General features: G+C 58.5%; 22 protein-coding genes and 2 pseudogenes. 15 read left to right on the top strand and 9 right to left on the bottom strand.

The window, feature by feature from the left end; all coding sequences use genetic code 11:
* Positions 1 to 1,194, top strand: a complete 1,194-nt coding sequence (gene trpB, locus ABLX76_RS00800) for a tryptophan synthase subunit beta (protein WP_086075836.1) — start codon at positions 1 to 3, stop codon at positions 1,192 to 1,194.
* Positions 1,194 to 2,003 carry a tryptophan synthase subunit alpha gene (gene trpA / locus ABLX76_RS00805; RefSeq protein ID WP_348873762.1) on the top strand — a complete coding sequence of 270 codons (810 nt, stop codon included), beginning with the start codon at positions 1,194 to 1,196 and terminating at the stop codon, positions 2,001 to 2,003. The genes trpB and trpA overlap by 1 nt, the downstream gene beginning before the upstream one ends.
* Positions 2,004 to 2,219: 216 nt before the next feature.
* Here trpA and ABLX76_RS00810 read toward each other — a convergent pair whose 3' ends face one another.
* From ABLX76_RS00810 to ABLX76_RS00820, 3 genes are read right to left on the bottom strand one after another with little or no spacing between them, the layout of a single operon-like run.
* Positions 2,220 to 3,479, bottom strand: a complete 1,260-nt coding sequence (locus ABLX76_RS00810; RefSeq protein WP_348873764.1) for a glycerate kinase — start codon at positions 3,477 to 3,479, stop codon at positions 2,220 to 2,222.
* Positions 3,480 to 3,481: 2 nt separating this feature from the next.
* A complete protein-coding gene (locus tag ABLX76_RS00815; RefSeq protein ID WP_049015005.1) occupies positions 3,482 to 4,570 on the bottom strand; it encodes a tartrate dehydrogenase in 1,089 nt (362 codons plus the stop codon).
* 14 nt (positions 4,571 to 4,584) lie between these two features.
* Positions 4,585 to 5,895: an MFS transporter gene (locus ABLX76_RS00820; RefSeq protein WP_004203856.1), complete on the bottom strand. Its 1,311-nt coding sequence runs from the start codon at positions 5,893 to 5,895 to the stop codon at positions 4,585 to 4,587.
* A gap of 127 nt (positions 5,896 to 6,022) precedes the next feature.
* Here ABLX76_RS00820 and ABLX76_RS00825 point away from each other — a divergent pair, with 127 nt between their 5' ends.
* Complete coding sequence (locus ABLX76_RS00825) at positions 6,023 to 6,931, top strand: LysR family transcriptional regulator (protein ID WP_004203855.1); 909 nt, start codon at positions 6,023 to 6,025, stop codon at positions 6,929 to 6,931.
* Between the two features lie 47 nt (positions 6,932 to 6,978).
* Here ABLX76_RS00825 and ABLX76_RS00830 read toward each other — a convergent pair.
* Positions 6,979 to 7,241: pseudogene (locus tag ABLX76_RS00830) on the bottom strand (helix-turn-helix domain-containing protein); the annotation flags it as partial.
* 178 nt (positions 7,242 to 7,419) lie between these two features.
* Here ABLX76_RS00830 and ABLX76_RS00835 point away from each other — a divergent pair.
* The 3 genes and pseudogenes from ABLX76_RS00835 to ybiX all read left to right on the top strand — a co-directional run.
* Positions 7,420 to 7,743 (top strand): annotated as a pseudogene (locus ABLX76_RS00835) (short-chain dehydrogenase); the annotation flags it as partial.
* Between the two features lie 323 nt (positions 7,744 to 8,066).
* On the top strand, positions 8,067 to 10,352 hold the full coding sequence (locus ABLX76_RS00840) for a catecholate siderophore receptor Fiu (protein ID WP_023289315.1): 2,286 nt from the start codon (positions 8,067 to 8,069) through the stop codon (positions 10,350 to 10,352).
* Between the two features lie 48 nt (positions 10,353 to 10,400).
* A complete protein-coding gene (gene ybiX / locus ABLX76_RS00845; RefSeq protein WP_065883000.1) occupies positions 10,401 to 11,078 on the top strand; it encodes a PKHD-type hydroxylase YbiX in 678 nt (225 codons plus the stop codon).
* A 77-nt stretch (positions 11,079 to 11,155) separates the two neighbouring features.
* Here the strand turns inward: ybiX and ompW are convergent, their stop codons facing one another.
* The gene (gene ompW, locus ABLX76_RS00850; protein ID WP_023289313.1) at positions 11,156 to 11,794 is read right to left on the bottom strand and encodes an outer membrane protein OmpW; all 639 of its coding nucleotides are present in this window, start codon (positions 11,792 to 11,794) and stop codon (positions 11,156 to 11,158) included.
* Positions 11,795 to 12,063: 269 nt separating this feature from the next.
* Here ompW and ABLX76_RS00855 point away from each other — a divergent pair, with 269 nt between their 5' ends.
* From ABLX76_RS00855 to yciA, 4 genes are all read left to right on the top strand, one after another.
* On the top strand, positions 12,064 to 12,477 hold the full coding sequence (locus tag ABLX76_RS00855; RefSeq protein ID WP_023289312.1) for a YkgJ family cysteine cluster protein: 414 nt from the start codon (positions 12,064 to 12,066) through the stop codon (positions 12,475 to 12,477).
* Positions 12,478 to 12,502: 25 nt separating this feature from the next.
* Entirely contained in the window at positions 12,503 to 13,246 is a 744-nt protein-coding gene (locus tag ABLX76_RS00860) for a YciC family protein (RefSeq protein WP_023289311.1), read from the top strand.
* A gap of 54 nt (positions 13,247 to 13,300) precedes the next feature.
* Entirely contained in the window at positions 13,301 to 13,840 is a 540-nt protein-coding gene (locus ABLX76_RS00865; RefSeq protein ID WP_004203842.1) for a septation protein A, read from the top strand.
* 107 nt (positions 13,841 to 13,947) lie between these two features.
* Positions 13,948 to 14,346, top strand: coding sequence for an acyl-CoA thioester hydrolase YciA (yciA, locus tag ABLX76_RS00870; RefSeq protein ID WP_277475765.1), 399 nt, complete (start codon positions 13,948 to 13,950; stop codon positions 14,344 to 14,346).
* 29 nt (positions 14,347 to 14,375) lie between these two features.
* Here yciA and ABLX76_RS00875 read toward each other — a convergent pair whose 3' ends face one another.
* Complete coding sequence (locus ABLX76_RS00875; RefSeq protein WP_023283571.1) at positions 14,376 to 14,912, bottom strand: YniB family protein; 537 nt, start codon at positions 14,910 to 14,912, stop codon at positions 14,376 to 14,378.
* A gap of 188 nt (positions 14,913 to 15,100) precedes the next feature.
* On the opposite strand from ABLX76_RS00875, the gene hxpB reads away from it, so the two are divergent.
* The 4 genes from hxpB (at position 15,101) to ABLX76_RS00895 (ending at position 18,889) form a co-directional block, all read left to right on the top strand.
* On the top strand, positions 15,101 to 15,769 hold the full coding sequence (hxpB, locus tag ABLX76_RS00880) for a hexitol phosphatase HxpB (RefSeq protein WP_348873767.1): 669 nt from the start codon (positions 15,101 to 15,103) through the stop codon (positions 15,767 to 15,769).
* Positions 15,770 to 15,918: 149 nt separating this feature from the next.
* Positions 15,919 to 16,680: a 2-dehydro-3-deoxy-D-gluconate 5-dehydrogenase KduD gene (gene kduD / locus ABLX76_RS00885; protein WP_348873881.1), complete on the top strand. Its 762-nt coding sequence runs from the start codon at positions 15,919 to 15,921 to the stop codon at positions 16,678 to 16,680.
* Between the two features lie 91 nt (positions 16,681 to 16,771).
* On the top strand, positions 16,772 to 17,362 hold the full coding sequence (locus ABLX76_RS00890; RefSeq protein ID WP_023289309.1) for a metal-dependent hydrolase: 591 nt from the start codon (positions 16,772 to 16,774) through the stop codon (positions 17,360 to 17,362).
* A gap of 135 nt (positions 17,363 to 17,497) precedes the next feature.
* The gene (locus ABLX76_RS00895; protein ID WP_023289308.1) at positions 17,498 to 18,889 is read left to right on the top strand and encodes an L-cystine transporter; all 1,392 of its coding nucleotides are present in this window, start codon (positions 17,498 to 17,500) and stop codon (positions 18,887 to 18,889) included.
* A 57-nt stretch (positions 18,890 to 18,946) separates the two neighbouring features.
* On the opposite strand, the gene cedA is transcribed toward ABLX76_RS00895, so the two are convergent.
* A complete protein-coding gene (cedA, locus tag ABLX76_RS00900) occupies positions 18,947 to 19,201 on the bottom strand; it encodes a cell division activator CedA (RefSeq protein ID WP_008807754.1) in 255 nt (84 codons plus the stop codon).
* Positions 19,202 to 19,391: 190 nt separating this feature from the next.
* Here cedA and katE point away from each other — a divergent pair, with 190 nt between their 5' ends.
* Complete coding sequence (gene katE, locus ABLX76_RS00905) at positions 19,392 to 21,650, top strand: catalase HPII (RefSeq protein WP_348873769.1); 2,259 nt, start codon at positions 19,392 to 19,394, stop codon at positions 21,648 to 21,650.
* Between the two features lie 56 nt (positions 21,651 to 21,706).
* Here katE and chbG read toward each other — a convergent pair whose 3' ends face one another.
* Both chbG and ABLX76_RS00915 read right to left on the bottom strand, forming a co-directional pair.
* On the bottom strand, positions 21,707 to 22,465 hold the full coding sequence (gene chbG, locus ABLX76_RS00910) for a chitin disaccharide deacetylase (protein WP_065882995.1): 759 nt from the start codon (positions 22,463 to 22,465) through the stop codon (positions 21,707 to 21,709).
* A gap of 12 nt (positions 22,466 to 22,477) precedes the next feature.
* The gene (locus ABLX76_RS00915) at positions 22,478 to 23,824 is read right to left on the bottom strand and encodes a 6-phospho-beta-glucosidase (protein ID WP_101977852.1); all 1,347 of its coding nucleotides are present in this window, start codon (positions 23,822 to 23,824) and stop codon (positions 22,478 to 22,480) included.
* Positions 23,825 to 23,882: the final 58 nt, after the last annotated feature.

Raw genomic sequence — 23,882 nt, forward strand, 5'->3', positions numbered from 1 at the left:
ATGAGCACTTTACTGAACCCCTACTTCGGCGAATTCGGCGGCATGTATGTGCCGCAGATCCTGATGCCCGCCCTGCGCCAGCTGGAAGAAGCCTTTGTCAGCGCGCAGAAGGACCCGGACTTTCAGGCGGAATTCACCGACCTGCTGAAAAACTACGCCGGTCGTCCGACGGCCCTGACCAAATGTCGGAACCTGACCGAAGGGACCCGCACCACCCTGTACCTGAAACGCGAAGATCTGCTGCACGGCGGCGCGCACAAAACCAACCAGGTACTGGGCCAGGCTCTGCTGGCCAAACGGATGGGCAAAACCGAAATTATCGCCGAGACCGGCGCCGGCCAGCACGGCGTCGCCTCAGCGCTGGCCAGCGCCCTGCTCGGCCTGAAATGCCGTATCTACATGGGCGCCAAGGACGTCGAGCGCCAGTCGCCGAACGTCTTCCGTATGCGCCTGATGGGCGCCGAGGTGATCCCGGTGCACAGCGGCTCTGCCACGCTGAAAGATGCCTGTAACGAGGCGCTGCGCGACTGGTCCGGCAGCTACGAGAAGGCGCACTATATGCTGGGCACCGCCGCCGGTCCGCACCCGTTCCCAACCATCGTGCGTGAATTCCAGCGCATGATTGGCGAAGAGACCAAAGCGCAGATCCTCGAAAAAGAGGGACGCCTGCCGGACGCGGTGATCGCCTGCGTCGGCGGCGGGTCAAACGCCATCGGCATGTTCGCTGATTTTATCGAGGAAACCCAAGTCGGCCTGATCGGCGTGGAGCCTGCCGGGCACGGTATCGAAAGCGGGGAGCACGGCGCGCCGCTGAAGCATGGTCGCGTTGGGATCTACTTCGGCATGAAGTCGCCGATGATGCAAACCGCCGACGGCCAGATCGAGGAATCTTACTCCATTTCCGCCGGGCTGGACTTCCCGTCCGTTGGGCCGCAGCACGCGTATCTGAACAGCACCGGGCGCGCCGACTATGTGTCGATCACCGACGACGAAGCGCTGGACGCGTTCAAAGCGCTCTCCCGCCACGAAGGGATCATCCCGGCGCTGGAGTCCTCGCACGCCCTGGCCCACGCGCTGAAGATGATGCGCGAAAACCCGGAAAAAGAGCAGCTGCTGGTGGTTAACCTCTCCGGCCGCGGCGATAAAGACATTTTCACCGTACACGACATCCTGAAAGCGCGAGGGGAAATCTGATGGAATGCTATGAGACGCTGTTTGCCCAACTAAAAAACCGCCAGGAAGGCGCCTTCGTCCCCTTTGTGACCCTTGGCGATCCGGGACCGGAGCAGTCGCTGAAAATTATCGATGCGCTGATCGAAGGCGGCGCCGATGCCCTTGAGCTGGGGATCCCCTTCTCCGACCCGCTGGCGGACGGCCCGACCATCCAGGGCGCGGCCCTGCGCGCCTTCGCCGCGGGGGTGACCCCGGCGCAGTGCTTTGAGATGCTGGCGGCGATCCGCCAGAAGCATCCGACGATCCCAATCGGCCTGCTGATGTACGCCAACCTCGTCTTCAGCCCGGGTATCGATGAGTTCTATGCCCAGTGCGCCCGCGTCGGCGTCGACTCGGTGCTGGTCGCCGACGTGCCGGTGGAAGAGTCCGCCCCGTTCCGCCAGGCGGCGATGCGCCATAACATCGCGCCGATTTTCATCTGCCCGCCCAATGCGGATGACGATTTACTGCGCCAGATTGCCTCATATGGCCGCGGCTACACCTATCTGCTGTCGCGCGCCGGGGTGACAGGTGCGGAAAATCGCGCTGCGCTGCCGCTGCACCATCTGGTGGAGAAGCTGGCGGAATATCACGCCGCACCGCCGCTGCAGGGCTTTGGCATCTCCGCGCCGGAGCAGGTGAGCGCCGCCATTGACGCCGGCGCCGCCGGGGCGATCTCCGGTTCCGCCATCGTCAAAATCATCGAACGCCATCTTGATGAGCCGCAGACCATGCTCGACGAGCTGAAAGCCTTCGTCCGGAGCCTGAAGGCGGCGACCAAAACCGCCTGACCGTCAGCCGCCTGGCCTTGCGCCGGGCGGCGATTTCCTCGCGTTCTCTCCCCCTCCACATCATCTTGCACGCCTGCACATCAGACTGAACGATGATCGACACCTTGACGCCAGGCGATGCGCTTTAACGTGGAAATTGATGGCGGGCGGATACCGAAGATTTGCACCATGTTGAAAGTAAAAATATCGCTCTCCCTGGTACAGGAGAGCGATAGGTCAGGCAATCAATATTGCCCGAATATCATTGACGTTGGTTAACGTTGGGCCGGTCATTACCAGGTCATCGAGCGCATGAAAATAGCTATAGCTATCGTGTACATCAAGATAACTAGCCGCATTTAGACCACCCATTTTGCCGCGTGTTAGCGTGTCCGGGAATACCAGCGCACCTGCTGCATCTTCCGTTCCGTCGATACCATCACTGTCGCCAGCGATTGCCCATATACCGCTTTCTCCCTGCAACGCACAGGCCAGACTGAGCGCAAATTCAGTATTACGACCCCCTTTCCCGTGCTGACCCTGACTTACCGTCACGGTGGTTTCGCCCCCCGACAATAGCACTGCCGGACCGGAAACCGGATGACCATATTGCTTCACGGATTTAGCAATCCCGGCCATAACAATGGCCACTTCACGACTTTCGCCTTCTAACGCATCGCCGAGAATAAGCGGCGTAAGTCCGTGTCTGCACGCAGCCAGCGCGGCAGCCTGCAAAGCCAGCTGCGGCGTGGCAATGAGTTTTACTTCGCTGTTCGCTGTGCTTTCAACCGGGCCTGCCGGCTGGCTTAGCAGTTTATGAACAGGTTCCGGGGTCTGAATACCGTAGCGCTGAAGTACCCGAAGCGCTTCAAGCGGCGTGCTGTCATCGGCGACAGTAGGACCTGATGCCACATCTGCCGGGTTATCCCCCGGCACATCGCTGATAATCAGTGACACAATACGGGCCGGTTGCGCTATTCTTGCCAGCTTGCCGCCTTTCACCGCGGAGAGATGACGACGTACCAGATTCATCTCTTTGATATTGGCACCGCTGTGCAGTAGCGCGCGGGTAATGGCCTGCTTATCTTTCAATGTTAATCCTGGTGCGGGCAGCGCCATCAACGCCGACCCGCCACCGGAAATGAGCGCCAGCACCAGGTCATCAGAGGTCAATCCGCGCAGCGCTTCCACAATCAGCATTGCGGCAACTTCGCTCATCGAATCCGATACCGGATGAGCAGCCTCGATAATGCGGATGCGACCAGCAGGCACCGCGTAACCGTAACGCGTCACCACCACGCCAGACACATCCACATCCGGCCAGGCTGCATCCACAGCCGCTGCCATTGCCGCCGAGGCTTTACCGGCACCGATTACCACGCAGCGGCCACGCGGTTTTTCCGGCAGGTTAGACAGGATCGCAGGCCCGGCTCGGGCGCTGTCGACAGCATGCTGAAAAATATCCTGCAGGATCTCTGCAGGCTGTTCATTTATCATGGTTATACGGTCTCGGCGATATTTGCTCTGGCTTCGATAAATTCCACTACAGCGCGGGTGACGTCCGCGGTACTGGCCGTTCCACCGACATCTGGCGTCAGAATGCCTTTCTCACAAACATATTCGATACTTTCCATAATCAGCGCCGCGGCGTTACGCTCTCCCAGATGTTCAAGCATCTGTACCGCAGTCCAGAAGGTTGCTATCGGGTTAGCAATGCCTTTGCCGGTGATATCAAAAGCTGAACCATGGATAGGTTCGAACATGGAAGGGAAGCGGCGTTCCGGATCAATATTGGCGGTCGGCGCTACGCCCAGACTGCCCGCCAGCGCGCCGGCCAGATCGGAAAGGATATCGGCATGCAAATTGGTGGCAACGATGGTATCCAGGGTCTGGGGATGCAGCGTCATGCGGTGCGTCATCGCATCGACCAGCATCTTGTCCCACTGCACATCCGGGAATTCCTGCGCCACCTCGGCGGCAATCTCATCCCACATCACCATTCCGTGGCGCTGGGCGTTGGATTTAGTCACCACGGTCAGCAGTTTACGTGGACGAGACTGCGCCAGTCTGAAGGCATAGCGCATAATGCGAGTAACCCCGACGCGGGTGAAGATGGCCACCTCGGTGCCGACTTCTTCCGGTAAGCCACGGTGTGCACGGCCGCCGTTACCGGAATACTCACCTTCGGAGTTTTCGCGCACAATCACCCAGTCAAGATCGCCGGGCCCGCGGTTGCGCAGCGGTGAGGTGACACCCGGCAGGATTTTGGTTGGACGCACGTTGGCGTACTGGTCAAACCCCTGGCAAATTGGCAGGCGCAGACCCCAGAGTGTGATGTGGTCAGGGACATCCGGTGCGCCCACCGCGCCGAAGTAAATGGCATCAAATTTTTTTAGTGTGTTCAGCCCTTCTTCCGGCATCATCACGCCATGTTTTTTGTAATAGTCCGACCCCCAGTCAAAGGTCTCCACATCAAACTTCAGCTGCGGATCGTGGCGTGTCAGTGCATGCAGCACTTCAACACCTGCCGAGATGACTTCAGGACCAATACCGTCGGCAGGTATGGCGGCAATTTTATAGTTACGCATAGTAAATTCTCCGGTTAATGAGTATGAGGATGAGTGAGTTCTGCCGTTTGCGGTTTACCCGCCCTGGCAGAAAGGATCAGGACAATGAGGGCCGAAATAGCCAGCAGTCCGGCGACAAAGTACAGGCCCCAGGTGTAGCTACCGGTCTGCTCGCGGATCACGCCAATCATCATCGGGCCGACAAAGCCGCCCAGATTGCCGATGGAGTTAATCGTGGCAATACCCGCGGCCGCAGCCGGGCCGCTGAGGAACACGGTAGGCATACTCCAGAGGGGCGGTTTCGAGGCGCTGATGCCTGCGGTGACCAGGGTTAAGGCAACAATCACGGTAAACAGTGTGCTGACGTTACCGGCGTAAATCAGACCGGCTGCTGCCAGCAGGCAGGCACCAATCACATGCCAGCTGCGCTCTCTGGTGCGGTCAGAATGCCGCGCCCACAGGATCATGGCGATGACGCCGATGACCGCCGGGAAGGCGTTGAGGAAGCCAATCTCCAGTGAGGTAGCACCGAAGCTGCGGATGATTTGCGGGGACCAGATGCCAAGTGTGTACAAGCCGGCAGAAGTACCGAAATAGACCAGCGCCAGAGCCAGTACCCGCTTATCCGCCAGTCCTTTCCATGCGCTGCTGTGGTTCTGTTTTGCCGCCCGGGCCAGCTCCTCGGCCTGCATGGTGTTTTCCAGCCATGCACGCTCTTCGTCAGTCAGCCATTTGGCTTTGGCCGGACGATCAGTAAGAAAGAACAGAACCACAACGCCGAGTATCAGCGCTGGCAAGGCTTCCAGCACAAACATCCACTGCCAGCCGGCGTAGCCGAGAAAGCCATGCATCTCCAGCAGGGCGGCAGAAACAGGCGATCCCAATGCTGTAGAGAGCGGGGCTGCGGCCATAAAGATGGCGGTAACCTGCGCGCGTCTGGCTGCCGGGAACCAATAACTGAGATAAAGGATAATTCCCGGGAAGAAACCGGCTTCCGCTACACCGAGTAGAAAACGCAGAATGTAGAAGCTCGTCGTACCCTGCACAAAAGCCATGCAGCCAGAGACCAGGCCCCAGGTGATCATGACGCGGGCAATCCAGATGCGGGCACCTACTTTATGGAGAATTAAGTTTGACGGCACCTCAAACAGAAAGTACCCCAGGAAGAAGATGCCGGCGCCCAGCCCAAAAACGGTAGGTGAAAAACCCAGATCCTGATTCATGGTCAGGGCGGCAAAGCCAATGTTGACACGGTCGAGGAAGGCAATGAAGTACAGCAGCATGATGAAAGGAATAATGCGCAGGGTAACCTTGCGCATCACCTTCTTTTCGAGGTCGTTTTTCATGACGGATGCTCCATAGTGATGTAGGGTTGTTATCGTTTTGTAATAAACCCAGTATGAAGTTTTGAACCGCTTTATCATCGGCATGGCTTTATATAAATAATTTGCATAATCAGGTTTTGGTGAAAAAATGGATATAAATCAGCTACGTTGCTTTGTGGTATTGGGTGATGAGCTTCACTTCGGCCGTGCTGCCCGTAAACTTGAAATGATGCCTGCGTCACTGAGTCGCTTCATCAAACTGCTGGAAGATGATTTGGGGATAAGACTACTGAATCGATCGACCCGCAATGTGTCGCTAACGCCTGAAGGTGCCGCCTTTTTAAATGAGGCCAAAACGGTCATTGCTGATTTCGATGCGCTACGGCAGCGATTCCGGAAAAATAGCCTGTTGCAGAAAAGGACGTTGCGGATCGGAGCTATCGATAGCGCAGCCAAAGGATTACTTCCTGAACTGCTTAATCTTTTCGTCAGGCGTTTTCCGGAGGCAGACATTCATCTTACGGAAGATAAATCTCACAAACTTATCCCCCGACTCATTTCAGGATGGCTGGATGTGGTCTTTGTACGTCCGCCGGAACATATTGATGCCACGCTGACAACACGTTTTATCGCCAATGAAACCTGCGTGCTCGCCGTGCCCGCTAACCACCGCCTGGTCAGTTATGACGAAGTCAGTATCGATGACTTCCGACACGAGCCGGTTATCGTGCCGGAAAGAGGCACCCGGCGTCACAGCCATGACCTGACAATGAATATTTTCAAGGAGGGTGGCAGCATGCCTGTCATCGCGCAGTATGCCGAAGAGAAGCAGACTATCCTGAGTTTTGTTGCCGCTGGACTGGGCATCGCTCTGGTGCCTGCGTCATATAAAGATATGAATGCGGACGGCGTGAAATACCTTAAGCTCGCGCCCAAAAAACATATCGAAGGCCTTCCCCTCAGCGCGATGTGGCATCAGGGAAATAACACTATCTATTTGCGATCCCTACTGGAGATACTTTCCGACAACATCGACGAGCTGACCCGTGATTTGTGACGGAAAAAGATGATTGTTGCGCCGGGGCGGCAACACGCGAGAATTTAGTTCGGTTGCTTACAGGCGAGCCCCTGGGCTTCCAGTTTCTTCACCTGGCGACTGACGGTGGTGTAATCGCGCCCTAAATGATCCGCCAGCTCCCCCCCACCGGGCCATGGCGCCCTACCGTCACCAGCAGCGGAAACAGCATCTGTTCCAGCTGGACGCCGGCCGCCTGGAGGATCTGCTCATCGCGCACCGGCTGGTTCATCACGCTGATGATATCCAGCAGCGCACGGTCTTTACCCTTGGATAAAAATCGCTTCCGCACAAAAGATGGGGTTGATATCTTAAATGAGAAATATTATCTTTCTCATTACTGAATAGTTGAGTAAATAACTCAGGTATTCAGTACGACATTGCTCACATTGCTTCCAGTATTTTTGCCCGCACTTGTGCGGGCTTTTTTTTTACTCACAACACACCTCACGCACCAGCTGCCGCAGCCGGCGGTCAAGCCGCAGGGGCTGCTGGGTGTGATGTCCTCCGGCCAGGGCAGTCTGACGAACAATCTCGGCGGCCAGCGGGAGCTCTACCGCGTAAGTAAAGCCGCGCTGAATATGTTCATGCGCAGCTTCGCCGCTCGCCCCACCTCGGCCTCCCACCCGCTGGTAGTGATGGCTCCGGGATGGATCCGCACCGAGCTCGGCGGGGCCGACGCTCCCTTGACCATCGAAGAGACCATCCCACGCCTGGTGAACGTCCTGCTCGACAAGCAGCGGCGCCCGGGACTGGAGTATCTGAATTACCAGGGCCGCACGGTGCCCTGGTAAGCCCGCCGGGACGCCTGCCTCCGGGCGTCCTCCGGCGCCCGCCCGGCGTCATTGACCCAGGGTCACCACGCTATGTACCGCTTTGTCCCGCCACCTTCGCCGAGCTAATCCGCCTTTTTTGTTCAAAATTTATGAAATTTGTAAACGGTGGTGAAGAAATCAGTTTAAACGTCAACTTTTCTGTGTAAATATTAAGGCGAATGATAACTATTCTTTTTATCATTTATAGAGTCACGCCGGGTCAGCGCAAGCCAGACGACGAATAACGTCGCTTTTGCGCGGCGTGATATGTGCGAATAACTAAAAATAAGCCTGCATTTATCATGGAAAAAAACGCTTCTCTGCCGTTTGGCAGTTTCAACTCATTGGCATTGTTTACGGGTCTGTGTCTGGGGGCCGCGCCGGCAACCGGCATGGCAGCGGAAAAATCAGTCAAAAATAATGAAGAGACGCTGGTGGTGGAAGCCGCCCCGCCTTCGCTTTATTCTCCCGGGGCCTCCGCCGATCCCAAGTTTAATAAACCGCTGGTGGATACCACTCGCACCATCACCGTGATCCCCGAACAGGTCATTAAAGATCAGGGCGTCACCAACCTGACTGACGCCCTCAAGAACGTCCCTGGCGTCGGGGCGTTTTACGCCGGGGAGAATGGCAGCTCAACCACCGGGGACGCCATCTTTATGCGCGGCGTGGACACCTCCAACAGTATTTATGTGGACGGCATTCGCGATATCGGCAGCGTGACGCGGGATACCTTCAATACCCAGCAGGTGGAAGTCATCAAAGGGCCCGCCGGCACGGACTATGGCCGCAGCGCCCCCTCCGGCTCGATCAATATGATCAGCAAGCAGCCGCGCCTTGACTCCGGGATCGACGGTTCGGCCAGCATCGGCAGCGCCTGGTCGCGCAGGGGTACCCTTGATCTTAACCAGGCCTTCGGCGACAACGCCGCGTTTCGCCTCAACCTGATGGGCGAAAAAACTCACGACGCCGGCCGGGATAAGATTGAGAACGAGCGCTATGGCATCGCTCCGTCGCTGGCCTTTGGCCTCGATACGCCCACCCGTCTGTATCTGAACTATCTCCACGTCCGGCAGAACAACACCCCGGATGGCGGGATCCCCACCGTCGGCCTGCCGGGCTATTCAGCGCCTTCGCCGAAGTATGCCGCGCTCAATTCCGCCGGTAAGGTCAATACCAGCAATTTCTATGGCACCGACTCCGATTACGATAAATCCACCACTGACAGCGGCACCCTGCGCTTCGAACACGATCTGACGGACAATACCACCGTGCGCAATACCACCCGCTGGTCGCGGGTGAAGCAGGAGTATCTCCTGACTGCGGTGATGGGCGGCGCGAGCAATATCACTGCCCCCGACATCAATGACGTCAACACCTGGAGCTGGTCACGGCTGGTTAATACCAAAGATGTCAGCAACCGCATTCTGACCAACCAGACCAATATCACCTCGACCTTCAATACCGGCTCGATAGGCCATGACGTTAGCGCCGGCGTGGAGTTTACCCGGGAAAACCAGACCAACTATGGCGTCAACGCCCTGACCGCCCCGGCGGTGAATCTCTATCATCCGGTGAGCAGCCTGTCGATTGGCGGGCTGGACAGGAACGGGGCGAACGCCAACGGCCAGACCGATACCTTCGGCATTTATGCCTTCGATACGCTGGCGCTGACCGATCGGGTTGAGGTCAACGGCGGGCTGCGTCTCGACAGTTACCATACCAAATATGACAGCGCCACCGCCTGCGGCGGCAGCGGACGCGGGGCTGTCGCCTGCCCGCCAGGACAGTCGACCGGCAGCCCGGTCACCACAGTCGATACCGCCAAATCCGGTAACCTGGTTAACTGGAAGGCCGGGGCGCTGTATCGCTTAACCGAGCAGGGCAATATCTACGTCAACTATGCCATCTCGCAGCAACCGCCGGGGGGCAGCAGCTTCGCGCTGGCCGCCAGCGGCAGCGGCAACAGCGCCAACCGGACCGACTTTAAACCGCAGAAGGCGAAATCCAGCGAACTGGGCACCAAGTGGCAGATCCTCGACAAACGCCTGCTGCTCAGCGCGGCGTTATTCCGTACCGATATTGAAAACGAAGTGGCCGCCAACGATGACGGAACCTGGTCGCAATACGGCAAAAAGCGCGTGGAGGGGTATGAGCTCTCCGCGACCGGGAACCTGACCCCGGACTGGACGATCATCGCCGGCTACACCCAGCAGCATGCCAAGGTGACAGAGGGGCAGAATGTGGCGCAGGATGGCTCTTCCGCGCTGGCCTACACCCCGAAACATGCCTTTACGCTGTGGACGCAGTATCAGGCCACCAGCGATTTGTCCGTCGGCGGCGGCGTGCGCTATGTCGGAAGCCTGCGCCGGGGCAGCGATGGCGCGGTCGGTACCCCGGATCACACCGAGGGCTACTGGGTCGCCGACGCCAAACTGGGCTATCGGGTCAACAGCAACCTCGATCTGCAGCTCAATATGTACAACCTGTTTGATACCGATTACGTGGCTTCCATCAACAAGAGCGGCTATCGCTATCATCCGGGCGAACCCCGTACCTTTATGCTGACGGCGAACGTCCATTTCTGAGTCTGTACGTGGGGCCATCGCGCCCCACCTTTTTGAGAGGACACCGCAATGATGTATCACATTCCTGACGTGCTAACGGCGGACCAGGTGGCTGAATATGCCCGCCTGCTGGCGCAGGCCGAATGGGTTGACGGGCGGGTTACCGTCGGCAGCCAGGGGGCGACCGTCAAACAAAACCAGCAGATCGATACCCGCACGCCGCTGTACGCCCGTCTTCAGGGCGCCGTACTCGACGCGCTGCGCGGCCATCCGCAGTTTTTTTCCGCCGCGCTGCCGCGGACGATTTCCGCACCGTTGTTTAATCGCTACGGGCCGGGGGAGACCTACGGCTTTCATGTCGATGGCGCGGTGCGTCAGAACGGCGAAGCGGGCTGGATGCGGACCGATTTATCGGCGACGCTGTTTCTCTGCGAACCGGAAAGCTATGAAGGAGGCGAACTGGTCATTGAAGATACCTATGGCCAGCATCGGGTGAAGCTCCCGGCCGGGCATCTGGTGCTCTATCCCGCCAGCAGCCTGCACTGCGTCACCCCGGTCACCCGCGGCGTACGCCAGGCCTCTTTCCTGTGGATCCAGTCGATGGTCCGCGACGATAAGCAGCGCGCGATGCTCTACGACCTGGACCGCACGATCCAGTCGCTCAAAACTCGCTTTGGCGACGGAGAAGAGGTGCTCTCCCTGCTCAATATGTATCACAACCTGCTGCGCCAGTGGACGGAAGTGTGATCCGCAGGCGAAGGGGTATCGCAGGGAGGAGTGAGGAGGAACAAACTGGCCGTCCGCTGGCCAGTTTGCAGCAGGCGTTAGAACCGATAGCCTGCGGAGAACATAAACACCCACGGATCCAGGCGGGTGCTGACTTTCTGGTCCACACCGCCGGCTTTGAATTTCACATCGGTATCGATATCCATGTACCACACCGACATATTCAGCAGCCAGTCACGGTTAATCAGGTAATCGAGGCCGACCTGCCCTGCCGCGCCCCAGGAGTCCTTCAGGCTCAGATCGGAAAGCCCGGCCGCCTTACCGTTATCGTTAAAGTCTTCATTAAAGAAGGTGGTGTAGTTAATCCCCGCCCCCACGTACGGGCGCACCTTGCTTTGCGCATCGCCAAAGTACCACTGCGCCATCAGGGTGGGTGGCAACTGATGGACGGTGGCGATGGTGCCGGTTGGCCCGGTACCAACCTTATGGCGGAACGGCGTTGCCGCCAGCAGTTCCACGCCGATGTTATCGGTCGCCATATAGGTAAAGGTTAAACCCAACTGAGTGTTGTTACTGACGTTGAAACCGCCCAGGCTGCCTAACACATTGTCAGAGCCCTCCGTCGGTCGGACGGTGGCGGTCCCGGCGCGAATGAAAAATTCACCCGCTTCATGCGCCCAGACGCTGCCGGTGGAAAGAGTGCTTAGAATTAATGCCGCCGCTGCTAACTTCTTCATGTCCACTTCCTCATTATGGTTTTTCAGCGCGGCCAAATATACCTATAACGAGTTACGTTTGATCTGTTTTAGATCACACTAAAACCTTAGATTTAACATTTATTGATCCAGATTAATTTTTGATACCGATCGCAATACGCTGAATCCTTCACACATCAATTTTCACTTTTCGCGAAAAAAATTATTTCTGCCCCTCTTGCCGCCACTGAGGCGGCTGGATAAGTTAACTGCCGACAATCTGTGTTGATGCGTTTTTTTCAGGTGTAATTATGAGTGAAATCAACCCGTGCATGACGTGCGGTGCCTGTTGTGCGTATTTTCGTGTCTCTTTCTACTGGGCGGAAGCCGACGACGCGGGTGGCCTGGTGCCCTCCGCGCTGACCGAGCCGCTAACCCCTTTCCTGCGCTGCATGAGCGGCACCAATCAACGCCAGGGCCGCTGCGCGGCGCTATCGGGCGAGATCGGCGACGCCGTCCACTGCACTATCTATGAAAACCGTCCCTCGCCATGTCGCGAATTCGCCATGTCCGGGGAAGATGGCGAGGAAAACGACGCCTGCAACCGGGCGCGAGCGCGCTATGGCCTGCCGCCATTGCGGCCTCTTTACAAAGATATACCTGCCCTGACCGGCGCAGAGAGTGCTACGACGGAACGATTTGCGGTACAATCGCCGGCTAGTTAACACCTGCGACACTCAAGGAGAATGCATGTCTATCACGGCGAAGTCCGTCTACCGTGACACCGGGAATTTTTTTCGTAATCAGTTCATTACCATTTTGCTGATTGCGCTGTTGTGCGCGTTCATTACGGTAGTACTTGGCCATGCCTTTTCACCCAGCGACGAGCAGCTGTCGATACTCAGCGAAGGCGATAACCTCGCCGGTAGCGCAGGCCTGTTCGAGCTGGTGCAGAATATGACGCCGGAGCAGCAGCAGGTTCTGCTGCGCGCCTCGGCGGCATCGACCTTCTCGGGTCTGGTGGGCAATGCGATCCTCGCCGGCGGCGTCCTGCTGCTCATCCAGCTGGTCTCTGCCGGTCATCGCGTCAGCGCTCTGCGCGCTATCGGCGCCTCGGCGCCGGTGCTGCCGAAGCTGCTGCTATTGATCCTCTTCACCACCTTCCTGGTGCAGATGGGGATGATGTTAGTGCTGGTGCCCGGCGTCCTGTTGGCCATTGTGCTGGCCTTTGCGCCGATCATGCTGGTGCAGGACAAAATGGGCATCCTCAGCGCCATGCGCAGCAGCATGCGTCTGGCCTGGGCCAATTTGCGGCTGGTGGCGCCGGCCATTATCGGCTGGCTGGTGGCGAAAACCCTGCTGCTGCTGTTCGCTTCCAGCTTTGCCGTGCTGACGCCGAACGTCGGCGCGGTGGTCATCAACACCATCAGCAACCTGATTTCCGCCCTGTTGCTGATCTATTTATTCCGCGTGTATATGCTTATCCGTAGCTAATTTTAACCTGGACCGGGAAATTTCCCGGTCCGTCCTGACAGACGGGATCGATGTATGAAGCAGTTTCTGGATTTTTTACCGCTGGTGGTCTTCTTCGCCTTCTACAAGCTTTACGATATCTACGCCGCTACCACGGCGCTGATTGTGGCGACCGCCATCGTGCTGATCTACAGCTGGGTGCGCTACCGTAAAATCGAAAAAATGGCGCTGATCACCTTCGTGCTGGTGGCCGTCTTCGGCGGATTAACGCTCTTCTTCCACAATGATGAGTTTATTAAATGGAAGGTGACGGTGATCTATGCGCTGTTCGCCGGCGCGCTGCTGTTCAGCCAGTGGGTAATGAAAAAGCCGCTTATCCAGCGTATGCTGGGTAAAGAGCTGACCCTGCCGCAGCAGGTCTGGTCGCGTCTAAACCTGGCGTGGGCGGCGTTTTTTATCCTTTGTGGGCTGGCTAATATCTATATCGCCTTCTGGTTGCCGCAGAATATCTGGGTTAACTTTAAGGTCTTCGGTTTAACCGCCCTCACGCTGGTCTTTACCTTGCTGAGCGGGATCTACATCTACCGCCATATGCCGCAGGACGACCACCACTAATCCCCCGGCAGCCTGCGCCCGCCTCCGCGGGCGCTATCCCCTATTCTCTCTCCGCCGTTTTCATAGTAGCATCCCGCTGATCGTCTTTGACCACAACAGAGTAGAGCATGACAACAACAAATCTCGCCCCGAAGGGCGAAATGGTTTTACGCACCCTGGCAATGCCGGCGGATACAAATGCCAACGGGGATATTTTTGGCGGCTGGCTGATGTCGCAGATGGATATCGGCGGCGCCATTATGGCCAAAGAGATCGCCCAGGGTCGCGTGGTGACCGTGCGCGTGGATGGGATGACCTTTTTACGTCCGGTGGCCGTGGGCGACGTGGTGTGCTGCTATGCCCGCTGCGTGAAGCGCGGCAATACCTCAGTAACCATCAACATCGAAGTGTGGGTGAAAAAAGTCTCTTCAGAACCGATTGGCCAGCGCTACAAGGCGACGGAAGCGCTGTTTATCTACGTCGCCGTCGATAATCAGGGTAAACCCCGCCCTCTGCCGGCGGAATAAGATGGCGCCCGGCTAACCGGGCACCTGGCTTAGAGAAAGCCCAGCAGCGAGAAGAAGAAGTAGCCGATGACAATTACGATCACCGGCAGCACGTACAGCGGGAAATACTGCACCAGGATCGTATGTCGCGGCACTACAATGCGTTCGGCGAGCTGCTCGCGAGTTAACCCTTCCGCGCCTTTCGCCTGCTCGAGGATCAGCTGATCCTCAATCCCCTCGCGGAGAAATTTCGCCTGCCGCGCCATCCGCGCGCCGGAGGCTTGCAGCGCCATACCGACGAACACCAGAATGAAGATAATCCAGAAGCCGATGTTCAGACTGTGGTGAAAATCCGGCAGCGGTGAGTTGTACCAGAAAAAGTTCAGGAACGGCGTGTTAAAGCGCATCATCTCAATCATGACGTGCGCAAAATCCATCATTACCGCGTCAATGCCGGGTTTCTTTTCACTGTGCTCATACATAAATTTGAGGACAGAAATCAGCGTCGACAGCACGGCGGGAATAAAGATGACCCATCCCAAAATACGTTTGATGACCGCAATGCGTCCAGCTTGTTGGTACGTCATGAGTTCCCCTTGTTAAAGACGCGTTAGTGGTTCGCCTGCCGCCCGTTGCGTGGCGCAGGCGCTCCTCGCTTACCCGAATGTGTCGGGTATAAGTCTATCTTCCACGGCGAATTTCGCCCAATAACGCGCGGTATGATATACCATGAATGCCGATTCGTTTATCTGATTACGCAACAGGAGAAGGACATATGTCAGCGAAGCGCCGCATTGAGGCTGCGATTTTTGATATGGACGGGTTGCTGATTGACTCTGAGCCGCTTTGGGATCAGGCGGAGGTCGAGGTCATGGAGAGCCTGGGGGTGGATACCCGCCGCCGCGATGAACTGCCCGACCTGCTGGGTCTGCGAATCGACCTGGTGGTGGATCTGTGGTACGCGCAGCAGCCGTGGCGCGGCGTGGACCGCGCGGAAGCCACCGCGCGCATTATCCGTCGCGCCATTGAACTGGTGGAAGCCTCACGTCCGCTGCTGCCGGGGGTGCGCGAGGCGGTGGCCCTGTGTAAAGCCCAGGGGTTGAAGGTTGGGCTGGCCTCAGCCTCGCCGCTGGTGATGCTGGAGAAAGTGCTCAATATGTTCGAGCTGCACGATCAGTTTGATGCCCTCGCCTCGGCGGAGCATCTGCCCTGGAGCAAACCGCACCCGCAGGTGTATCTCAACTGCGCCGCCGCCCTCGGGGTCGACCCACAGCGCTGCGTCGCGCTGGAGGACTCGGTCAACGGCATGATCGCCAGCAAAGCTGCGCGCATGCGCGCTATCGTGGTGCCGGAAGCGGAGAACAGCCGCGACCCGCGCTTTGTGCTGGCGGACGTCAAGCTGCCGTCACTGCAGGCCCTGACCGTCGAGGCGCTGCTCGGGTAAGGCCGCTGGCGGCTGACGCGATCGCCGTCACGCCGCCGGCAATAAAATCAAAACAGCGTTTCATTTTAATTGTAATTTTGTTTTTCTGCCTCTATGCTGGGCACAGGTGGCGTCATCGTACGCCTGAAGATCAGCACGCAGAGGTGAATATGGTACTGAACGCCTTCGACCTGACGGGTAAGGTCGCCATCGTGACCGGTTGCGATACCGGCCTGGGACAGGGAATGACGCTGGGCCTGGCGCAGGCCGGATGCGATATCGTCGGCATCAATCGCAAAATTCCCCACGACACGGCCGCGCAGGTTGAGGCGCTGGGCCGCCGCTTTCATGCCATTCAGGCGGATCTCAGCCATCAGGATGATATGACCGTTCTGGTCGACCAGGCGGTGGCGGCGATGGGCCGGGTCGATATTCTGGTTAACAACGCCGGGATTATCCGCCGCCATGACGCCCTGACCTTCACGGAAAGCGACTGGGACGCGGTCATCGATCTGAATGTGAAAGCGGTTTTCTTCCTCTGCCAGGCGGTCGCCAGGCAGTTCATTCGCCAGGGTGAAGGCGGGAAAATTATTAACATCGCCTCGATGCTCTCGTTTCAGGGCGGGATCCGCGTCCCCTCTTATACCGCCTCGAAAAGCGGCGTGCTGGGCCTGACCCGCCTGCTGGCCAACGAATGGGCTGGTCAGGGTATCAACGTCAACGCCATTGCGCCCGGGTATATGGCCACTAATAACACCCAGGCGCTGCGCGAAGATGAAGAGCGTAACCAGGCAATCCTTGAGCGTATCCCCGCCGGTCGCTGGGGGGGGCCGGGTGACCTGCAGGGGCCGGCGGTGTTTCTCGCCTCGTCCGCCGCCGACTATATTCATGGCTATACCCTGGCCGTCGACGGCGGATGGCTGGCTCGCTGAGAATTTGTGACAAAGAGTTACACCGTCACCTCTTCCGTGCACTGTATAAAAACCCTATACTGTATGAATCGACAGTTTAGGGTGTGTTATCATGACGGCGGAAGGCCATCTCTTCTTTTCAATCGCCTGCGCAGTATTTGCCAAAAACGCAGAGTTAACGCCGGTGCTGGCGCAGGGCGACTGGTGGCATATTGTGCCCTCCGCGGTCTTGACCTGCCTGCTGCCGGACATCGATCACCCAAAGTCGTTTCTTGGCCAGCGGCTGAGCTGGATCTCCAGGCCCGTGGCGCGGGCCTTTGGCCACCGCGGCTTCACCCACAGCCTGCTGGCGGTGTTTGGCGCGCTGACGCTATTCTACCTCAAGGTGCCTGACAGCTGGATTGTCCCGGCGGACGCCCTCCAGGGCCTGGTGCTGGGCTATCTCAGCCACATTCTCGCCGATATGCTCACCCCCGCCGGAGTGCCGCTGCTATGGCCGTGTCGCTGGCGCTTCCGGCTGCCGATCCTTGCGCCGCGCAAAGGCAACCAGCTGGAGCGCGCCTTATGCATGGCGCTGTTCGTCTATGCCGTCTGGATGCCGCAGACGCTGGCGGACAACAGCGCGATACGCTGGTCTTCCGGGGTGATTAATTCCCTGCAGATCACCTTCAATCGCTTCATAAGTCACCAGAGTGGGCGATAAACCGGCAGAAAACGCCATTTGGTTATAACCCATTCCATTTGAATATAAGTCCTTGATAACGCCTTCTGCTAACCTTGCGGTCATAAGAGCTGGTTATCCACCAGCCCAGGTTATAAAAATATCAGGAGAACGGGGATGAACTTTCCATTAATAGCGAACGTAGTCGTGTTCGCCGTATTGCTGTTTGCGCTGGGGCAAACTCGCCATAAACAGTGGAGCCTGGCCAGGAAGGTCCTGGTCGGCCTGGCGATTGGCGTGATCTTCGGTCTGGCGCTACAGCTGATCTATGGGTCTGACAGCCAGGTGCTGAAAGATTCCATCCAGTGGTTCAATATCGTCGGCAACGGTTATGTCCAGCTGCTGCAAATGATCGTTATGCCGCTGGTCTTCGCATCAATCCTTAGCGCGGTGGCCCGCCTGCACAATGCCTCGCAGCTGGGGAAAATCAGCTTCCTGAGCATCGGTACTCTGCTGTTCACCACCCTGATCGCCGCCCTGGTTGGCGTGCTGGTGACCAACATGTTCGGCCTCACCGCCGAGGGGCTGGTCCAGGGCAGCGCGGAGACCGCCCGTCTGAACGCCATTCAGAGCAACTATGTGGGTAAAGTGGCCGATCTCAGCGTCCCGCAGCTGATCCTCTCCTTCGTGCCGAAGAACCCGTTTGCTGACCTCACCGGGGCTAACCCGACCTCGATCATCAGCATCGTCATTTTCTCGGCGTTCCTCGGCGTCGCAGCCCTGAAGCTGCTGAAAGAGGATGTGGAAAAAGGCCAGCGCGTACTGACCGCCATCGATACCCTGCAGGGCTGGGTGATGAAGCTGGTTCGTCTGGTGATGCAGCTGACCCCTTACGGCGTGCTGGCGCTGATGACCAAAGTGGTTGCCGGGTCGAATCTACAGGATATCATCAAGCTTGGCGGCTTCGTGGTGGCCTCGTACATCGCGCTGGGCATCATGTTTGTCGTTCACGGCCTGCTGCTGGCGATTAACGGCATCAGCCCGCTGAAGTACTTCCGTAAAGTCTGGCCGGTGATCACCTTCGCCTTCACCAGCCGCTCCAGCGCCGCCTCCATTCCGCTGAACGTGGAAGCGCAGACCCGTCGTCTCGGCGTACCGGAGTCGATTGCCAGCTTCTCCGCCTCCTTTGGCGCCACCATTGGTCAGAACGGCTGCGCCGGTATCTACCCGGCCATGCTGGCGGTGATGGTCGCACCGACCGTAGGCATCAACCCGCTGGATCCGATGTGGATTGCCACCCTCGTGGGCATCGTCACCGTCAGCTCGGCGGGCGTCGCCGGAGTGGGCGGCGGGGCCACCTTCGCCGCGCTGATCGTCCTGCCGGCGATGGGCCTGCCGGTGACCCTCGTGGCGCTGCTGATCTCCGTCGAACCCCTGATCGATATGGGGCGTACCGCGCTGAACGTTAACGGTTCCATGACCGCCGGGACGCTGACCAGCCAGTGGCTGCGCCAGACGGACAAGTCGATTTTCGATAGCGAAGAAGAGGCCGAACTGGCACATCGCTAAACGGTAAGCACAAAAAAACCGCTGATAATCAGCGGTTTTTTTATTTCTGCAGCAGATTCAGGCTTCAATCTCACCTTCCTGACGCACCTGGTTAGCCCAGCGCTGCGCCGACTCCGGCACGCTGAACGCCGGTGAACGGCGGAAATGCTCCCCCATCAGCAGAAAGGCGACATACTTCCCTCGCAAAATCCAGACATCGCGAAAATGGTCCATTTTCACGGCATGTTCCGGGGGCGCAGGCTCCACGCGCGGCACGTAGCTAATGACAGGGCGATTTTGTTGGCGCAATGGTTTCATAACAAATGGATTCACTAAGCAAAGCGGGAAACAGAAACCTCTATCATAGCCGATCGTGGCCCCGTTCGTCGCCCCCCTGCCGCCGATGCGCATTTTAGGATAACTCCCTGCCCCCTCGCCGGGCGCAGCCAGCGTAATGTTCTATAGTTAGAAGGGTTTTGGTTTATCAACGACCACTTTTAGCAATGAAAGCAGGAGACGAGCAATGTCTGATAAGCACCCAAACCCTCACCATCAGCAGGCACCGGTTCACGGCAGCGAGGAAGCGCAGCCGGGTCTCGACTCGCTGGCGCCGGATGACCGGGAGTGGCGCCCCACGCCGAAACCCACCGCCCCTGGCGCTGAACCGACCGCCCCTGGCAGCCTGAAAGCGCCTGATACCCACAGCAGCAAACTTGACGCCCTGGAGCCGCAGCGCAAAGGCGGAGAAGACTATCCGCTGACCACCAACCAGGGCGTGCGCATTGCCGACGATCAGAACTCGCTGCGCGCCGGCGCCCGCGGCCCAACGCTGCTGGAAGATTTCATTCTGCGGGAGAAGATCACCCACTTCGACCATGAGCGAATTCCGGAGCGTATCGTTCATGCCCGCGGCTCAGCGGCCCACGGTTACTTCCAGCCCTACAAAAGCCTGACAGCGTTGACCAAAGCCGATTTTCTCTCGGCAGCCGATAAAATCACCCCGGTCTTTGTGCGCTTCTCCACCGTGCAGGGCGGCGCGGGGTCGGCGGACACCGTTCGCGATATTCGCGGCTTCGCCACCAAGTTTTACACCGACGAGGGGATTTTTGACCTCGTCGGCAACAACACCCCGGTCTTCTTCATTCAGGACGCGCTGAAGTTTCCCGACTTTGTCCACGCCGTGAAGCCTGAGCCCCACTGGGCCATCCCCCAGGGACAAAGCGCTCACGACACCTTCTGGGACTACGTTTCCCTGCAGCCGGAAACGCTGCACAACGTGATGTGGGCGATGTCCGATCGCGGCATCCCGCGCAGCTATCGCACCATGGAAGGCTTCGGGATCCACACCTTCCGCCTGATCAATGCCGAGGGCAAAGCCACCTTTGTTCGCTTCCACTGGAAACCGGTCGCCGGCAAGGCGTCGCTGGTGTGGGATGAAGCGCAGAAGCTGACCGGCCGTGACCCCGATTTTCATCGCCGCGACCTGTGGGAGGCCATTGAAGCCGGGGACTACCCGGAATTTGAGCTCGGGCTGCAGCTGATCCCCGAGGAGAACGAATTTGATTTTGACTTCGACCTGTTAGATCCCACCAAGCTGATCCCTGAGGCGCTGGTGCCGGTGCAACGGGTCGGCAAAATGGTCCTCAACCGCAACCCGGACAACTTCTTTGCCGAGAACGAACAGGCGGCCTTCCATCCCGGGCATATCGTACCGGGCATCGATTTCAGCAACGATCCGCTGCTGCAGGGGCGTCTCTTTTCCTACACCGATACGCAGATTAGCCGCCTCGGCGGACCGAATTTCCATGAAATCCCGATCAACCGGCCAACCTGCCCGTACCACAACTTCCAGCGCGACGGTATGCACCGGATGGAGATTGACACCAACCCGGCCAACTACGAACCCAACTCGATCAACGACAACTGGCCGCGCGAGACGCCGCCAGCCGCCAAACGCGGCGGTTTCGAGTCCCTTGCCGAGCGCGTCGACGGTGAGAAGATCCGCCAGCGCAGCCCTTCATTCGGCGAATATTACGCCCAGCCGCGTCTGTTCTGGCTGAGCCAGACGCCGATTGAGCAGCAGCATATTATCGATGGCTTCAGCTTCGAGCTCAGCAAAGTGGTCCGCACCTGGATCCGCGAGCGGGTGGTCGATCACCTGGCCCATATTGATACCCGGCTGGCGGAAGCGGTCGGGGCGAATTTAGGTATTGAACTGAGCGATGAGCAGCGCAACCTCACTCTGCCCTCCCCGGTCAACGGCGTGGGGAAAGATCCCACCCTCAGCCTCTATGCGGACGCCGAAGGGGATGTGAAAGGTCGCGTGGTGGCGGTGCTGCTCAATGAGCGTACCTCGGCGCAGGACCTGGTCCATCTCCTGCAGGCGCTACAGGCTCAGGGCGTGCACAGTAAACTGCTCTATTCGCGGATGGGCGAGGTCATCGCCGACGATGGTTCTCCCGTGCCGATCGCCGGCACCTTCGCCGGTTCCCCATCGCTGACGGTGGATGCCGTGGTGGTGCCCGGCGGCGATCTCAGCGCCCTGAGCCAGAGCGGCGATGCGCGCTACTACCTGCTGGAGGCCTATAAGCACCTGAAGCCGATCCTGCTGGCAGGCGATGCGCGGCAGTTAACGTCGGTTCTACAGGTCCCGGCCCAGGGCGAAGAGGGCGTCATCGTTACCGATGCTCTCGACACCCCGGCGGCAGATAAACTGCTCACCCTGATGACGGCCCACCGGGTGTGGTCGAGAAGCCCGAAAATCGCCGCTATTCCGGCGTAGCAAAAAGCCCGGCACGGTGTGCCGGGCTTGACTCACTTTCCTTTCCCCCGTCGGGCTTACACGTCGCGGTAGGTTCCCAGGCGATAACCCCGGTCGGCCACTGCCGCTTTCAGCGAGGCAGAGGTCAGCACATCAAGCTCGCCCAGCCGCGGGTAGCAGTAGGCGCTGCCCATGATGGTCTGGTCGACAAAGGCCGGATGACACATCACCTCCAGCGAGCGCTCCTCGCGGGCGATTGAGGCGTCCAGCGTCTGCAGGAACAGCGCCTCAGAGACGGCTTCCCCGTAAAACTCGCTGCTGAAGCCTGCGCTGCTGCGCGCCGCCTGCTGATCGAGACCGCTCTGCGCCGCCACCTGGCGATCGATGCGCAACGCGATGCCTTTATCGCGGGCAAAAGCGGCGACGATGGGATAGATCGCGGCGATCATATGCACATGGTGATGGCTGTCGAGATGCGTCGGCTCATGGCCGAAGAGATCGATAAAACGACGGTACTGACACGCCAGCTCGTGGGCAATTTCCTCCAGCGGCAGGTTATCTTCTTCCGCCTGCTGCCAGATCCATTTGCCCAGCCGGCCGTCGCGGGTTAACCCCGGCATGGCCGACAGCGGTTCGCCCAGCGTCAGCACAAAGTGCATCCCGACCGCCAGCTCCGGCGTACTGCGGCTCAGCTGGGCGGCGTGGTCAATAGCCGCGCCGTTGACCAGCGCCGTAGTCGATGTCACCACGCCGTTGCGGCAGGCTTCGATAATGCCGTAGTTCTGCCCTTTACTGAGGCCGAAGTCGTCGGCGTTGACGATCAATACCCGTTCCATTTGCCGCTCCCGTTACGCTTTCAGTTTTTCGATCGTCGCCGCAAAGTTCGGCAGCCATTTTTCATGAGCCAGAATCATCTCCCGCGCCAGCTGCTCGGCGTCACGATCGGAATGGATCAGCGGGCTTAAGTTCAGCGCCAGCAGCACGTCGTTCAGCTCGCCGCTGATCGCCGCCTGGCTGGCCGCCACTTCAAACCCTTTGATGGTGTAGATAAGCCCCAGCACCTTCTCGTCGAAATGGGTGATGCGCGGCGTCGGCTTCGCGCCATCGCGACCTAAGGTGCAGCTCATCTCGACCGCCCAGTCCGCCGGGATATTATCGATATGGCCATGATGCGGGATATTCACATAGTGCTCAGTCTGCTTGTCGTTATAGATAGCGTTGATCACTTCGCAAGCGGCATCGGAGTAATAGGCGCCGCCGCGCTGCTCCAGCTCCTTCGGCTTGACCTTGAGATCCGGATTTTTATACAGCTCGAACAGCTGCTTCTCCACCTTCTGCACCACCTGGGCGCGCGCGCCGCCCTTATAGTACTCGCCCATCTCAATCGCCAGCATCTCTTTTGGCTTAAAGTAATAGAGCAGATAGGAGCATGGGATCAGGCGCAGGGAGCGGATCAGCCCCTCGCTAAACGGCAGGTCGAAGATATTTTTTACCGAGTTCGCGGTCAGGCGGCCGGAGGCAACGCCGTCCAGCAGTTCATCGAAGCGCGAGACGCCGTTAACCAGCACGTCGCGGACGAACACCAGGTGGTTCAGACCGAACAGGTCGATGTTCAGCTCATCGCTCGGGCTGAGCTGCAGCACGTCGGTGATGAACATCTTCATGCCGATGGGAATGTTGCACACGCCGATAAAGCGTTTGAAACTGGTGTGGCGATAGACCGCCTCGGTGACCATGCCCGCCGGGTTGGTGAAGTTAATGATCCATGCGTCCGGGCAGATCTCCTGCACATCTTTCACGATGTCGAAAATCACCGGGATGGTACGCAGCCCTTTAAACAGCCCGCCCGCCCCGTTGGTCTCCTGGCCAAGATAGCCGTGGCTCAGCGGGATGCGCTCATCTTTTTCACGCGCCTTCAGCTGGCCCACCCGCAGCTGGGTGGTAACGAAATCCGCGCCCTGCAGCGCCTCGCAGCGGTCCAGCGTTTTATAAACCTTCATCGGCACGCCGGCTTTTTCCACCATCCGCTCGCACAGCGCATGGATAATATCGAGCTTCTCCTGGCCCTCTTCCACATCCACCAGCCACAGCTCTGTCACCGGCAGTTCATGATAACGTTTCAGAAAACCTTCCAGTAATTCCGGGGTATAGCTGCTACCGCCGCCAATGGTGACGACTTTTAATTTCTGGCTCATTTTTTTCTCCCTTAGGCGCTGCGCCTGGGCGCAGGCCGCTCTCCGCATAAATGCGGAC

This window comes from Klebsiella sp. JB_Kp004 (assembly GCF_040065795.1).
Lineage (GTDB): Bacteria > Pseudomonadota > Gammaproteobacteria > Enterobacterales > Enterobacteriaceae > Klebsiella > Klebsiella quasipneumoniae.